The following is a 14,174-nucleotide window of genomic DNA, read 5'->3' as shown; positions in this document are numbered from 1 at the left end:
CGCGATCTGGTCACGCTCATGGTCGCGGTGGGGTCGGGGCGCCGCTTCAGCGTCGGCGCCAGTAAAGGTGGTAGGGCTCGCGGTTCCCGAGGTGGAAGGGCGCGAACGTGTAGCCGTCGGCGGTGAAGTGGAGCGGTTCGCCCGTCGGCTCGAAGGCCTCCAGGTCGTCGCCGACGGCGAGGTCCACGAGGCCGGTGGCGAGGTCGTCGCCGACCGCCTCGTGCTGGAGTGCGAGCAGGGTCGGCCCGCAGTAGACGGACTGGACGCCCGGGTCGTCAAGGGCGGCTTCGGTGTGGAGGCGCAGCGGGATCGCGATGTCGACCTCGTCGCCGCCGCGCCAGTCGCGGTCGAGCACCGCGTAGGTGCCCGGCGCCGCGTCGAGGTCCTGTTCGCGGCCGTTGACCTCGACGCGGAACTCCTCGGCCCAGGACGGGACGCGGAGCTTCAGGGCGAAGCGGGTGCGGCGGCGGGCGCGGACCGTGAGGCGGACGGCGCCGTCGAAGGGGTAGTCCGTGCGCTGCTCGACGGTGACGTTCTTCTCCGACCAGTCGAGAGTGGACGGCATGTAGAGGTTCACGAAGAGCGCCTTGCCGTCCGCAGCGGCGAAGTAGACCGAGTCCTGGTATTTGGTGTGGTTCTCCATGCCCGTGCCGCCGCAGCAGGTCCCGGTGTTGCCGAAGTCGCGCCACCGGCCGGGGCGGACCGGCGCGAAGTAGGTGACCTCGGGGTCCTCGGTGCTGTCGGTGTCGCGCCGGGACCCGAGGATCTGGTTGTACAGGGCCCGTTCGTAGTACTCCATGTACTTCGCGTCGCCGGTGTGGAAGAACAGGTTCCGGGCGAGCTTGAGCAGGTTGTACACGCAGCAGGTCTCGGCGTGGTTCGCGTCGTTCGGGTACTGGTAGAACGACCCGGCGATGACGCCTCTGGCGCGGAAGATCTCGCCGACCCCGGTGCCGCCGTGGGCATAGGCGCGGTGGGGCACGACCATGTCCCAGAAGTTCGCGGCGGCCGTGCGGTAGCCCTCGCCCGCGCCCTGCTCGTGCATCCGCAGATACCCGGTGAACTGCGGGATGTGCTGGTTGGCGTGCTTGCCGTCGAGGAGGTCGGTGCCCCGGGCGGTGGCCTCCAGGAGGGCGGTGTTGTCGAACAGCCTCGCGGTCTCGAGGAACTCGGGCCGGTCGGGGTGCAGGGCGGCCAGCGCCGCCATGGACTCGTTCATGCCGCCGTACTCGCCCGCGATGTAGATCGACCACATGCGGTCCAGGCGTTCGCGGGGCAGGGCGACGAGTCGCGAGTGGACCCATTCGCCCATGCCGGTGGCAAGGTCGAGGGCGTCATCGCTGCCCGCGAGGCGGTGGGCGTCGAGGAGGCCGGCCATGATCTTGTGGCAGGTGTAGTAGGGCGCCCAGATCCCGGCGTTGCCGCCGTAGGTCGCGAACTCCTCCAGGCGCAGGAACTGCGTCTCGGGGTAGGCGGCGAGGAAGCCGGGGTGGCGGCCTTCGGGGCCGATGAGGCGGGCGTCGTTGCCGTTGCCGGAGGCGTCGGCGCACACCGGTCCGGGTTCGTCGTCGAATCGGTAGGCGGCGAGGTCGCCGCTCCCGCCCTCCAGGAGCGCGGCGACGTCTTCGGCTCCGAGCGCGGTGCCGAAGACGTGGAACTCGTCCACGTCGGCGGCGAGGTACTGGACGCTCCCCTGCGGGTACTGGCCGCGGCCGATCCAGTGGTGCGCAAGGGTGCCGAGGTCGGCGGGGGTGAGCGAGGCCGGGCCCGAGGCGGCGAGCGCGCCGTCGACGTACAGGGCCGCGGTGGTGCCGTCGAGCGTCACCGCGAGGTGGGTCCACTCTCCCGCCGGGATCGGCGAGGTCGCGGTGACGCGCTGCTCGGCGCCGGGTCCGCCGGTGGTGATGGCGAAGCGCGGGAACGGGTTCGCGTTGTCGGCGCGGAGGGTGAGGTAGAGGTGGCGGTCGGCGTCGGCTCCGAAGTCGAAGACCTTGACGTCGTTGAGGAGCGGCGCGGGGTCGGCGTTCGGGTCGGGCAGTTTCGTGCGGTCGACGGTGCCGGGTTTGAGCCGGACGGCGACGGTGAGGGCGCTGTGGCCCTCGACGAGTCCGGCCGGGAGCGCGAGGTGTTCGGCGTGGCCCAGGGGCGAGCCGGTGAGGCGCACGGCGGTGCCGGTGTGGCCTTCGACGCGGGGCGTCGGTTCGGCCGCCGCGGCGGCGAAGGCGTCGCGGGCGTCGGTGAGGCCCTTGACGAGGTGGTCGAGTTTGCGTTTGTAGACGCGTTTGCCGGTGCTCGCCCAGGCTTGGGCGAGCATGGACAGGAAGTGGCCGCTGTAGTGGCCTCGCAGGTAGCCGGTCTCGTTGTCCCAGCTGCCGGGCGGTTCGGCGCCGTCGGGGTTGGGGAGGCCGGCGGCGGCGCGGAAGTTGTAGAGCATCCGGTCGGGGCCGGCGAGTTCGCCGCGGTCGGCTTCGTAGCCGCGCGCGTAGGCGAGCATGCGGTCGCGTTTGGCGGTGAAGATCGAGTCGTCGAGTGCGACCTGGTCGAGGCCGAAGGGCCGGGCGGTCCACGAGTCGGGGGTTGCGGGATCGGCGGCCGCCGGGGCGGCCCCCGCCGGGCCCTGGTGGAGGAACCCGGCGGGGGCCGTGGACGCCAGGGCGCCCAGGCGAAGTGCGTTGCGGCGGTTCAGGTTCATCAAGCGGCTCCCCTGGTCTGCACGACCTTCTGGATCGTGCCGTCGGCGTTGAAGGACAGTTGGTCCATCGCGACCGAGCGGCGGAAGTTCCCGCCGCCGGGCGCGTCCGCGGTGTGGTAGACCATCCACCACTGGCCGTTGAACTGCATGATCGCGGGATGGTTGGTCGTGGAGGTGACCTGTCCGAGGACGACGCCGCGGTGCGTCCACGGGCCGGCCGGGTTGGTGGCGGTCGCGTACCGGATGCACGCGTAGGAGGAGCTCGTGACGCAGTCCGAGCCCGCGTTCGAGGCGTAGGCCATGTAATACGTGCCGTTGCGCTCGAACATCCAAGGGGCCTCCCAGAAGTCGGTCAGGCCCTGCGGGGTGGTGACGGCGCTCGCGAGGGAGGTCATGTTCTGGTTGAGCTTCGCCATGCGCGGCTGCCAATACGAGCCCCAGTAGAGGTAGATCTGGCCGTCGGAGGCGCGGAAGACCGTCGGGTCGATGTTGAGCGCCGAGGAGTTCGGGGTCGAGTCGGAGATGAGCGGGGCGCCGATGGCGTCCTCGTACGGGCCGAGCGGGTCGTCCGCCACGGCCACGCCGATGTTCATCCAGCCGTTGTCGGTGTTGCCGTCGACCGAGACGAACCAGTAGTAGCGGCCGTCCGGCCCCTGCTCCACTTCGGAGGCCCAGGCGTTGGCTCCCGCCCAGTCGAAGACGTCGAGTGAGAGCCGCGCGCCGTGGGCGGTCCAGGCGGAGGCGCTGTTGGTCGGCGCGGTCGAGGAGAAGGCGTGCCACTCGTCCATGACGAAGGACTGCTGTCCGGCGGCGGCCTCGTCCCGCCCGGTGAAGAGGTAGGCGGTGTCGCCGACGACGAGCGTGGCCGGGTCGGCGGTGTAGATGTTCGTGACGATCGGGTTGCCCGTCTGGGCGGCCGAGCCCTGGCCCCAGACCTTCCATTCGAGGACGCCGACGGACCCGGCGCCGCTCTGGAGGACCGCGCGGACGGCCGTGGTGGTGACGGCGTTGAAGTTCGTGTGGTTGTACTGGTTCGCGTTGAGGCCGTAGGCGCTCGCGCCGCCGACGGGTGTCCAGGCGCCGTTGTTGAGGTATTCGATCCGCCAGCTGGAGGGGAGCCGGACGCCGCCGGGGCCGCCGTTCACGGAGTCGTCGAAGAAGTACAGGTCCGAAGAGGACACGGTGACGGGGCTCGTCCAGGTCAGCTGCACCCATTGGGATCCGGTCTGGGGCCAGGTGCCCCAGCGCGGGTTCTGGGTGTCGTTGGAGCCGGGCGGCTCGATCCCGTCGTTGATCGCCGCCAAGGACTCCCACGAGGAGGTGTACGAGGCGGAGGGGGTCGCCGATCGGGCGACGTTCACGGCCTGGGCTTGGGCCGGGGTCGCGATCTGGAACAGGCTCCAGGCCAGGGCCGCGGCCAGCGCGGCGGCGAAGGTTCTTCGGATGGCGGTGCGGTGCATGGTGTTCTCCTTGTGCCGGTGGAGATCAGGTGACGGTGACGGTGGCCTGGGCGCGCAGTGAGGTGCCCGCGACCGCGCCCTGGACGGTGAAGGTGCCGGGCGCGCCGTACTGCGAGGGGTCGATGTCCTCCCAGGTGACGGCCGTCGAGACGTTGTCCTTGGAGCCGTCGTTGTAGACGGCGGTGACGGTGGGCGGCAGGGAGGGCGCGGTTCCGGCGGTGGTGGTGACCGCCTCGGTCTCCAGCGCGGTGACCTCGACCTGGTCGTGGAGTCTGACGTGGACGGTGGCCTGGGCGGGGAGCACGAGGCCGGTCACGAGGCCGCCGACGTCGAAGGCGGTGGCGGGCTGGGCCACGTCCTCGTCGGTGATCGGCCCCCACACGACGGGGAGGTCGACGCGGGTGCCGTCGGCGTACACGCACGTGGCGGTGGCCGGCAGTGTCGGCACGGTCCCGGCGGTGGTGGGCTGGTGGACCGGGCGGACGCTCTCGGGTGCCTCGGCGAAGGCCTTCCATTCGAGGACGCCGACGCTGGCGCCGCCGCTCTGGAGCACGGCCCGCAGCGCGGTGGTGGTGACGGGGTCGAAGGCGACCTGGTTGTACTGGTCGGTCGCGGTCCCGTAGGCGCCTTCGGGTTCGACGTCGGCCCACTGGTCGCCGTCGCGGTACTGGAGGCGCCATTCGGCGGGGGCGAGCACGCCGCCGCCGTCGTCGAAGAAGTACATGTCTGAGGCGTCGAGGCGGACGGGCGCAGCCCATTCGAGCTGGACCCACTGCTCGCCGGTCTCGGGCCAGGTGCCCCAGCGGGGGTTGGTGCCGTCGTTGGAGCGCGGCGGGTCGATCCCGTCGTTGACGGCGGCGGCGTTCTCCCACGGCGAGGTGTAGGAGGCGGTGGCGGTCGCGAAGAGGGCCGCGTTGGTGCGGTCGTCGGGTTCGGCGATCTCGACGGTCACTGTGGACTCCGAGTCGGCCGCGCCGTCGCCTGCATCGAGCTTGAGCGCGTATGTGCCCGGCTCGGTGAACGTGGCGATGGTGCTCGACGCGGCCGAGTCCTCGAAGACGACGTCGCCGGGGCCGTCGACCTGCGACCACTGCGCGGTGAGCGAGCCTTCGAGCGGCAGGCCGTCGTCCTTGACGGTGCCGGTGAGCAGCGCCTGCATGGGCTGGCGGAACGCGAGGTCTTGGCGGGCCAGGGCGTAGGGCGCGGTGTTGTCCGGCGGGTCGGCGTCGTGCCCGGTGCTCATGACCTGGACTTCCTTGAGGCCCGTGGCGTGGGCGTCCTGGTGGTCGACCAGGACCCTGATGCGGTCGGTGCTGACGCCGGGGAACTGGACGAGGTTGTAGTTGGCCTGCGGTATCGCCGGGGTCTTGGCCTGGTCCTCGACGGTGACCCAGCCGGTGCCGTCGTGGTACTGGATCTGGTAGACCGCCGGTTCGGCCAGGCCCGTGGCGGATCTGTCGCGGTAGAAGTAGAGCCGGACTTCGTCCACTTCGGTCGCCTGGTCGAGTTCGACTTCGTACCAGTCGGTCTCGTTGCCGGAGCCTTCGCTGCTCCAGATCGGGTCGCTCCAGGTGGCGCCGTCGACGGCGGCCGCGGTGGCGCTTCCCGCGGCGGTGTGGGAGGCGGTCGCGGTCTGTCCCGCGGCGAGGTTGGGGGCGTCGCCTTCGAGGTCGGCGCCGGCCTTGGCGAAGACGTCCACGACGCGGCCGTCGAGGGCGACGTCCTCGGGCGCGGAGAGGTCTTTCATCTTGTAGGACTTGAGGACTCGGCCGCCTTCGGTGAACTTGACCTTGCCCGTGTCGGGGTCCCAGACCGCCGGGACGAGGCTGTCGAGGGTGAAGGCGCGGCTGCCGTCGATGTAGACGGAGTAGCCCTCGGGGACGCCGGGGTAGTGGACGGTGCCGTCGCCGGGCTCGTCCCAGACGATCGTGAGGTCCGCGTCGCGGTAGCGGAGGTTGTTGACGGTGAAGTGGTCCCAGCCGATGTCGATCGGCGAGAGCTCGATCCTGTCGTCGGTGCGGGGGCGCAGTCCCGCCACGTCCTCCACATAGGTCCAGATGCTGGAGCCGAGGGTGGTGTGGTGGATCCAGGACCGGTAGTCGATGGACTCGGCGCCGGGGTTCCAGTCCGCCCAGAACTCGTTGGAGTCGGGCCAGGCGGTGTCGCCGTCGATGTAGGTGGACCAGGCGTTCCAGTACAGGAGCTTCTTGTAGTCCTCGGTGGTGATCGCGTCGGTGTCGTAGTCGCGCAGGACCGAGGAGAAGAGTCTGAACTGGACGGTCGAGTTGATCTGGGAGAAGTTGTTGGAGCCGGGGTTCCCCTGCTCGGCGGCCTCGGCCTTGTCGGCCTGGTTCGCGGTGTAGAAGGGGAAGACCGGGTACTCGGCCGGGTCGGCGAAGAGGCGCAGCGCCTCGGTGTAGGGCGCCTCGTTCGGGACGGCGCCGACGGAGAACGGGTAGTAGTTGTTGATCTCCTTCCACGGCACGTGGTCGCCGGACTCGACGTGGACGTGCTCGAACAGCTCGGTCTCGGGGTTCCACAGGACGTCGGTGATGGCGTCGGCGATGGTCTGCGCGAGCCCGCGCATCTCCTCGGCCTTGGCGGTGTCGCCGGCGAGTTCGTAGGCCTCGGCGGCGGCCAGGGCCCCGGAGTACTGGTAGGCGGACTCGGCGCGGTCGAGGTTCCCGTCCCTCCAGTGGAAGGACACGGCATCGGCGTCGTTGCCGGTCATGGCGCCCCAGTCGTACTCGATGAGGCCGTTGTCGTCGGAGTCGAAGGTCTCCAGCTGCCCCTTGACGTCGCCTTCGGCGTAGCGGGCGAGGTTCTCGGCGATGTCGACCGGTCCGCCGTGGATCTGGTAGGAGCGCCAGGCGGCCTCGGAGATGTACTGGGTGTAGGAGTTCGACCAGTTCTCGGGGTCGCCGGGGTTGTCCATGAAGCGCCCGCCGCCGGAGGACTCGCCGGTGGAGACCCAGGGCCCGTAGGAGTAGGCGGGGTCGCGCAGGTACTTCAGGTCGTCGATGAACATCGGGACGGTGAGGGCGATGGCGTTGTTGTAGCCGGTGACGCCCTCGATGGAGGTGGGGAACTGGAAGTCGTTGCCGGGGATGTCCGCGTCGAGGTAGTTGTAGCGCATCAGCCACCAGCGGTAGTAGACGAACTTCTTGTGCGCCTCGTCGGGGAAGTCGAAGTAGGGCAGGTTGTCGGCCCACCACTGGTTGTACGTCTGGACGTGCTCGGCGAACGCGTCGCCAGCCGCGACGGCGCGGTAGTGGTCGTACTCGGTGCGCGAGGCCGGGATCTCCTCGGCGATCATGCCGAGCTGGACCTTGAAGGTCGCCGATTCGCCTTGGGCGAGTTGGAGTTCGCCGGTGAGGGCGCCGTCCTCGGGGGCGAGGCCGGTGCCCGAGAGGCGCGGGAAGACGGTGGTGAGGCGCTCGGACCTGGAGTTCTGCACGTCGAGGACGCCGGTGAGCTCGTCGCCTTCGGCCTGCCAGGCGAAGTCGGACTCGACGCGCAGCGGCACGGTCGCGGTCGGGCCGTCGTTCGTGACGGTCACGTTGGCGACCGCGACGTTGGCGTCGGTGATGAACTTCTGGACCTCGGCGGTGAGGTCGCCGCCCTCGTGGACGCTGGTCCAGTGGCTGGGGGTCTGGCGGCGCTCGGCCGCGACCTCGGTGAAGTCGCCGTCGCCGATGTTCACGGTAAAACCGTCAGTGTTCGAGGCGCGGTCGAAATACGGGTCGTAGTAGGCGAACTCGCCGCCGAAGCCGATCACGTCGGGGTCGTGGACGCGCATGAGCAGGGCCCGGCCGCGGGTCATGAGCCACTGGTCGCCGGCGGGGTCGGCGCCTTCGCGGGCGAGGAGGCGGTCCATCCAGAAGTCGGTGCCGTCGGCCTCGGCCGCGAACATGACCGGCATCATGCCGTCGACGGTGTAGGGGGCCGGCTCCGGCGGGACGGCGTCGCCGCCGGTGAACTCGGGGTAGCCGATCGTCTGCTGGGCCGCGGCGGGGGCCTGGACGGTGAGCGCGCCGGCGAGTCCCGCGGCGAGCGCGACCGAGGCGGCGAGGATTCGGGTGGTCGGGGGGCGTTGCGACATTGCGAGCCTCCGAGTCGTTCGGGTGCGCGGGGGTGCGCCGAAGTGCCGGGATCCGAAAGCATCCGAAAACCTTTTCGGTACGGCCGTCGCCAACGATGCTAGAGGTCGCGGACACGAGATGTCAATGCATCGATGTCATTCAATTCCGAGCGAGGCACAGACCTGCGACGTCATCACCGAAAGCCGGTGCAGCGGCATTTCGGCTCGTCGGATACAGTCGACCCGCGGCCCGCCGAAACTGCTTTCGGCCGTCATTTCGCACCGGGCCCAGCCGACGAAGGAGGACGACGTGGCCAGATCCCCGGCACCGCGCGGCACCCGCACCGCCACACTGTCCGATGTGGCCCGGCTGGCGGGCGTCTCCGTGGCCACCGCCTCCAAGGCCCTCAACGGCCGCAACCACGTCCACGCCCAGACCCGCGAGCGGGTCTTCGAGGCGGCCGCGCAGTTGTCGTTCTCCCCCAATTCACTGGCCCGCGGGCTCCTCGCCGGCAAGACCGGGACCGTGGGCCTCCTGACCTCGGACCTGGTGGGGCGCTTCAGCCTCCCGATCCTCATGGGCGCCGAGGACGCCTTCGGTGCGGGACAGGTCTCGGTGTTCCTGTGCGACGCCAGGGGCGACGCGATCCGCGAGCGCCACCACGTGCGGGCCCTGCTCAGCCGCCGGGTCGACGGCCTCATCGTGGTCGGCTCCTCCACCGACCCACGGCCGCCTCTGGCCGACTCGGTGGACGTGCCGGTCGTCTACGCCTACGCGCCCTCGGAGAATCCCGAGGACCTCTCCATCGTCCCCGACAACGTCGGCGCCGGCCGCATGGCCGTGGAGCACCTCATCGCGTGCGGGCGCACCAGGATCGCCCACATCAGCGGCGACCGGCAGTACAGCGCCGCGCGCGACCGCGTCGACGGCGTGCGGGCCGCGCTCGACGAGGCCGGCATCCCGCTGGTGGGCCAGGTCGCTTACGGCACCTGGGAAGAGGGCTGGGGCCGCGCCGCGGCCGGGATGCTCCTGGACCGCGAGCCGGACGTCGACGCGGTGCTGTGCGGCTCCGACCAAGTGGCCAGGGGCGTGCTCGACACGCTGCGCGAACGGGGCCGCCGCGTACCCGACGACGTCGCCGTGATGGGCTTCGACAACTGGCAGGTCATGACCTCGGGAGCCCGCCCGCAACTGACCAGCGTGGACATGAACCTCGAAGAACTGGGCCGAGCCGCGGCCAGGGCCCTCTTCGAATCGATAGACGCCGAACACGGCAAGGGCATCAGAACGGTCCAATGCCGAGTGGTCCCCAGAGGCTCCACCGCCCCCGACGCCTGACGGGGTCTCAGCTTCGCCGACCCGGCCCCGTCCACGAGGCGGGAGGAGTAGGTTGTCCGTTCGTGACCGTACAGATGACCTCACCGCGCCATGCGACGTGGCTCGAGCTGTTCTTCGACCTCGTGGTCGTCGCCGCGGTGTCCCAGTTGACGCACCTGCTGGTCCATCCCGGCGGATTGAACCTCGCGGCGTTCTTCACGCTCTACACCGCGATCTGGCTCATCTGGACCTCGTTCACCGTCTACTCCAACGTCGCCTCGGAGCGGACCCGCACGCGCACCATGCTGCTGGGCATGGTCGGCCTCGCGGCCATGGCCGCCGCCGTGCCCGAGGCGACCGGCGCACACGCGGCCGTGTTCGCCGCCGCGTACCTCTACACCAGCGGCGTCGCCTCCAAGGGCCTGAACCGGTCCGGCAAGATGGTGATGAACTGGTCTGCGGCGCAGCGGAACGCGGGGCTCCTGCCGTGGATCGCCGCGTTCTGGGCCGACGACCCCCGCTACCAGCTCGGCCTGTGGGCGCTCGGCGTCGCGATGACCCTCGCGGGGGCCATGGTCGTCGAGGCCGACCCCGAGCGGATGGAGCAGTTCCAGGAGCGGATGCGCCAGCGCGCCGAGCGCAGCAGGCGCCCCGTGCAGGACTTCGAGCCGTCGGACCTGCACGGCTCGCACCTGGGCGAGCGTCTCGGGCTGTTCGTCATCATCGTGCTCGGCGAGGCGGTGCTGCAACTGGTGACGGCCATGGGCGAGGTCGAGTGGGGTTGGCACCAAGTTGCGGTCGGGCTCACCGGGTTCGCGCTCCTCATCGGGCTGTGGTGGCTCAACTTCCGGTTCGGCTTCGACGAGGAGAACACCGCGCAGCCGCGGTTCCTGCTCGTCGCGCACCTGGTGGTGGTCGTGTCGATCACGCTCGTCGCGTTCGGCCTGGGCAGGGCCGCCGAGCACGCCGCCGATCCGCTGCCCGCGCTCGAGCGGTGGCTGCTGTGCGCCGCGCTGGCGCTGTGCCTGCTGTTGTGCGCGTTGTCGAACCGCCGCTGGTGGGGCTCGGTCGCCGCCGCGGCGGCGCTGGCGCTCGCGGCCTTCGGCGGGTCGATCCCCGCTTCGGTGGTCGTGGTCGGGCTCGCCGCGGCGACCGCGGCGTTCGTCGCCTACTTCGGGCGGCCCGAGGAGTTCGGGACGGCCGCTGGACCCGAACCTGTGTGACGGGTGTGGTTCGCACAGAATTTGGCGATTATTTTCGTACACGGGACTTCCCGTGTAGCTGATTTTCATGGGATCTTGGGTGGGACCGAGAACCGCGACTCCCCCGAAGGCCAGGTCCCATCGTGCGCAAGACCCCATGGATCCTCGCGGCCCTGCTGGCCGCCGGCGCCGTCGCACCGCCCGCGAGCGCCCAGGATGCGGACGGCGACGCCATCACCGTCGACGCCGGCACCACCCTGCTCGCCCCCGGCGTGATGCTCGAGTCCTCCGACCGCTGGGAGGACCAGGGCTGGCTGCGCGCCGACGCGGTCACCGTGGACCTGACCGCCGACGTGCACCCCGCGTACCTCTCGCCCGGAACGGTCGCCGACGCCGCGCCGGTCCGCGAACAGGCTGCGGGCCTTGAGGACACGGTCCTGGCCTTCAACGCCGACTTCTTCGACATCAACGACACCGGCGGGGCCGAAGGCGTCGCCATCAGCGGCGGCGAACTCGTCAAGTCCGCCGACACCGGCACCGCCAACGTGATCGGCTTCGACGCCGACGGGCGCGGGGCCATCGAGTCGGTCGGCTTCACCGGCACCGCGGTCAGCGGGTCGGCGACGTTCGATCTCCACGGCCTCAACACGACCGAGCTGCCCGCGGGCGGCATCGGCGTGTACGACGCGAACTGGGGCGAGGCGAGCCGGGCCCGCGTCACCGAAGGCGCCGCCGACATCCTCGAGGTGACCATCGTGGACGGTGTCGTCGCGTCGGTCACCGACGCGCCCGCGGCCGGGCCGATCGCCGAGAACGCGGTCACACTCGTCGGCCGCGACGCCGGGGCGACGGCCCTGGGCGCCCTCGCGATCGGCGACGCGGTCGAGGTCGACTACGCGCCCGTGGTCGACGGCGAAGTCCCGCAGACGGCGGTCTCGGGCCGCCAGATCCTGGTCGAGGACGGCGGGATCGTCACGCACACCGACCAGACCCGCCACCCGCGCACCGCCGTCGGCCTCTCCGAGGACGGCACCACCCTGTACGCGGTCACCGTGGACGGCCGCCAGGCCGCCAGCGGCGGGTACACCCTCGACGAACTCGCCGAACAGCTCCTGGCCATGGGCGCCCACAGCGCGCTCAACCTCGACGGCGGCGGCTCCTCCACGCTCCTCGCGCGCTCCCCCGGCACCGATGATCTGATCGCCGTCAACAGCCCCTCGGACGGCACCGAGCGGGCCGTGGGCAACGGCCTGGCGTTCACCGTCCCGGCCGGGGACGGCGAGGTCGACGGGTTCGCGGTCGCCCCACAGGCGCCGTTCACGCCCGGCGCGATCGACGGCGCCGACTACGACCGGGTCTTCCCCGGGCTGAGCCGGCCGCTCTCGTGGGCCGCGCACGACGAGACGCTCGCCCCGGCCGAGGCGACGCCGCGCTGGCGGACCTCGCCGTCATGGGCGGGCCAGGTGGACGATGACGCGGTCTTCCATGCCGGGTACCGGTCCGGGGAGGTCACCGCGACGGCCAAGTCCCGAAGCTCCAGCGGCGCAACGACACTGACGGTCCTCGGCCCACTCGACGCGATCGAGCCGTCGCAGCGGCTCCTGTCGCTGCCCGAGGCCGGAGCCGAGACGGCGTTCCAGCTCATCGGGACGGACGCGGACGGCTTCACCGCGCCGATCGACCCGGCCGACATCGCGCTCGACTACGACGAGGACCTGTTCGCGATCGCCCCCGACGGCCTCGGCGGCTTCACCCTCACCGCGAACACCGCGAGCGGGTCCGGCACGGTGGCGCTCACCGTCGCCGGGAAGACCACGGCGCTCGCCGTCACCGTCGGGCTCACCGAGCAGCCGGTGGCCGACTTCGCCGACGCGTCGCAGTGGATCTTCTCGGCCGCGCGGGCGACCGGATCCATCACGCCCGCAACGGGACACGACGGCGACGGCCTGAAGATCACCTACGACTTCTCGCAGTCCACCGCCACCCGCGCCGCCTACGTCCGCCCGCCGGCGAACATCGCCGTCGAGGGCCAGCCGCAGCGGTTCGGGATGTGGATCGACTCCCAGGGCGACGGCGAATGGCCGTCCCTCAACCTCAAGGACGCGGCCGGCACCGACGTGGTGCTGCGCGGCGACTACCTCACCGAGCCGGGCTGGCAGTGGGTCGAGTTCGCCGTCCCCGAGGGCGTGAACTACCCGGTCTCGGTCTACCGCTTCTACGTCGCCGAGACCCGGCCCGACGCCGCCTACCAGGGCGAGATCACCATCTCCGACCTCGTGGCGTACACCGCGCCCGACGTCGAGGTCCCGGCCGACGAGGCGCTGCCCGACCCGATGGTGGCCGGCGACCTCGACGGCGCCGACTGGACCTTCGCGGTCATGTCCGACGCGCAGTTCACCGCCGAGAACCCCGACAGCGCCATCGTCGCCTCGGCCCGCCGCACCCTCCAGGAGATCAAGGCCTCCGACGCGGAGTTCCTGATCATCAACGGGGACTTGGTGGACGAGTGCGAGAGCGACGACCTCGCGCTCGCCGAGCGGATCCTCGACGAAGAACTCGGCGACGACCTCGACTGGGTCTACGTGCCGGGCAACCACGAGGCGATGGGCTGCGACGTGGACGACTGGTCGGCGGTGTTCGGCCCGGCGTACCAGACCTTCGACCGCGGCGGCACCAGGTTCGTCACGCTCGACACCTCGGGGCTCACCATCGCCGACGGCGGCTGGGACCAGATCGCCATGCTCCGCGAGACGCTGGACGAGGCGGCCGACGATCCCGACGTCGACTCGGTCGCGGTGGTCGCCCACGTGCCGACGAACGACAAGAGCCCGCAGGCGGCGAGCCAGCTCGGCGACCGCCTGGAGGCCGAGGTCGTGGAGCGCTGGCTCACCGGGTTCGAGGCCGACAGCGGCAAGGAGGCGGCCTACATCGGCGCCCACGCCGGCTACTTCGACGCCGCCCGCGTCGACGGGGTCTCCTACTGGGTGAACGGCAACTCCGGGAAGGCGCCGTCGAGCACCCCGGGCGAAGGCGGGTTCGTCGGCTGGACCGAGTTCGGCGTCGACGGGACGCCGCACTGGGGCGGGAGCGAATGGCTCTCGGCGCTGGTCAGGCCCCAGCTGGACGAGCTGAGCGTCGCTTCGGCGGACCTCAAGGTCGGCGAGGCGGTCACGGTCGGGGCCGAACTGGTCCAGGGCGGCACGGCGATGCCGGTCGCCTACCCGATGGGCGCCGACTGGAGCTCCGACGAGGTCTACGTGAGCGAGCGGGCGCCCGGGCCGCTGCACTGGTGGCGCTACGACGCGTGGTTCGACCCCGGCACGGGTGAACTCGTCGCCTGGCGCTCCGGCACGGTCGAACTCCACCTCACGGTGAACGGGGTCGACGCCACCGGCGCGTTCACCGTCACCAGATGATCAGT

General features: G+C 70.9%; 6 protein-coding genes. 3 read left to right on the top strand and 3 right to left on the bottom strand.

Going from position 1 to position 14,174, the window contains the following annotated elements:
- Positions 1–46: 46 nt before the first annotated feature.
- Genes BLQ63_RS13015 through BLQ63_RS29650 form a run of 3 tightly spaced genes read right to left on the bottom strand, consistent with a single transcriptional unit; the run spans position 47 to position 8,254 of the window.
- Positions 47–2,692 (bottom strand): beta-L-arabinofuranosidase domain-containing protein, encoded by a 2,646-nt coding sequence (locus tag BLQ63_RS13015; protein WP_143014870.1) that lies wholly within the window; start codon positions 2,690–2,692, stop codon positions 47–49.
- Entirely contained in the window at positions 2,692–4,152 is a 1,461-nt protein-coding gene (locus BLQ63_RS13010; protein ID WP_091035050.1) for a family 43 glycosylhydrolase, read from the bottom strand. Before BLQ63_RS13010 ends, BLQ63_RS13015 begins: the two co-directional genes overlap by 1 nt.
- A gap of 25 nt (positions 4,153–4,177) precedes the next feature.
- A complete protein-coding gene (locus BLQ63_RS29650) occupies positions 4,178–8,254 on the bottom strand; it encodes an Ig-like domain-containing protein (RefSeq protein WP_091035047.1) in 4,077 nt (1,358 codons plus the stop codon).
- A 289-nt stretch (positions 8,255–8,543) separates the two neighbouring features.
- Between BLQ63_RS29650 and BLQ63_RS13000 the strand changes: the two genes are divergently transcribed.
- The 3 genes from BLQ63_RS13000 to BLQ63_RS12990 all read left to right on the top strand — a co-directional run bounded on the left by BLQ63_RS13000 (position 8,544) and on the right by BLQ63_RS12990 (position 14,169).
- Complete coding sequence (locus BLQ63_RS13000) at positions 8,544–9,572, top strand: LacI family DNA-binding transcriptional regulator (protein ID WP_218125238.1); 1,029 nt, start codon at positions 8,544–8,546, stop codon at positions 9,570–9,572.
- Between the two features lie 62 nt (positions 9,573–9,634).
- Positions 9,635–10,774: a low temperature requirement protein A gene (locus BLQ63_RS12995; RefSeq protein WP_177154920.1), complete on the top strand. Its 1,140-nt coding sequence runs from the start codon at positions 9,635–9,637 to the stop codon at positions 10,772–10,774.
- A gap of 122 nt (positions 10,775–10,896) precedes the next feature.
- Positions 10,897–14,169: a phosphodiester glycosidase family protein gene (locus tag BLQ63_RS12990; protein ID WP_091035039.1), complete on the top strand. Its 3,273-nt coding sequence runs from the start codon at positions 10,897–10,899 to the stop codon at positions 14,167–14,169.
- Positions 14,170–14,174 lie beyond the last annotated feature (5 nt).

It is taken from the genome of Glycomyces harbinensis (genome assembly GCF_900101745.1).
In the GTDB taxonomy this organism is placed as follows: domain Bacteria; phylum Actinomycetota; class Actinomycetes; order Mycobacteriales; family Micromonosporaceae; genus Glycomyces; species Glycomyces harbinensis.
Note: the sequence above shows the minus strand (reverse complement) of the source record. Positions and strands in the feature narration are given on the sequence as shown.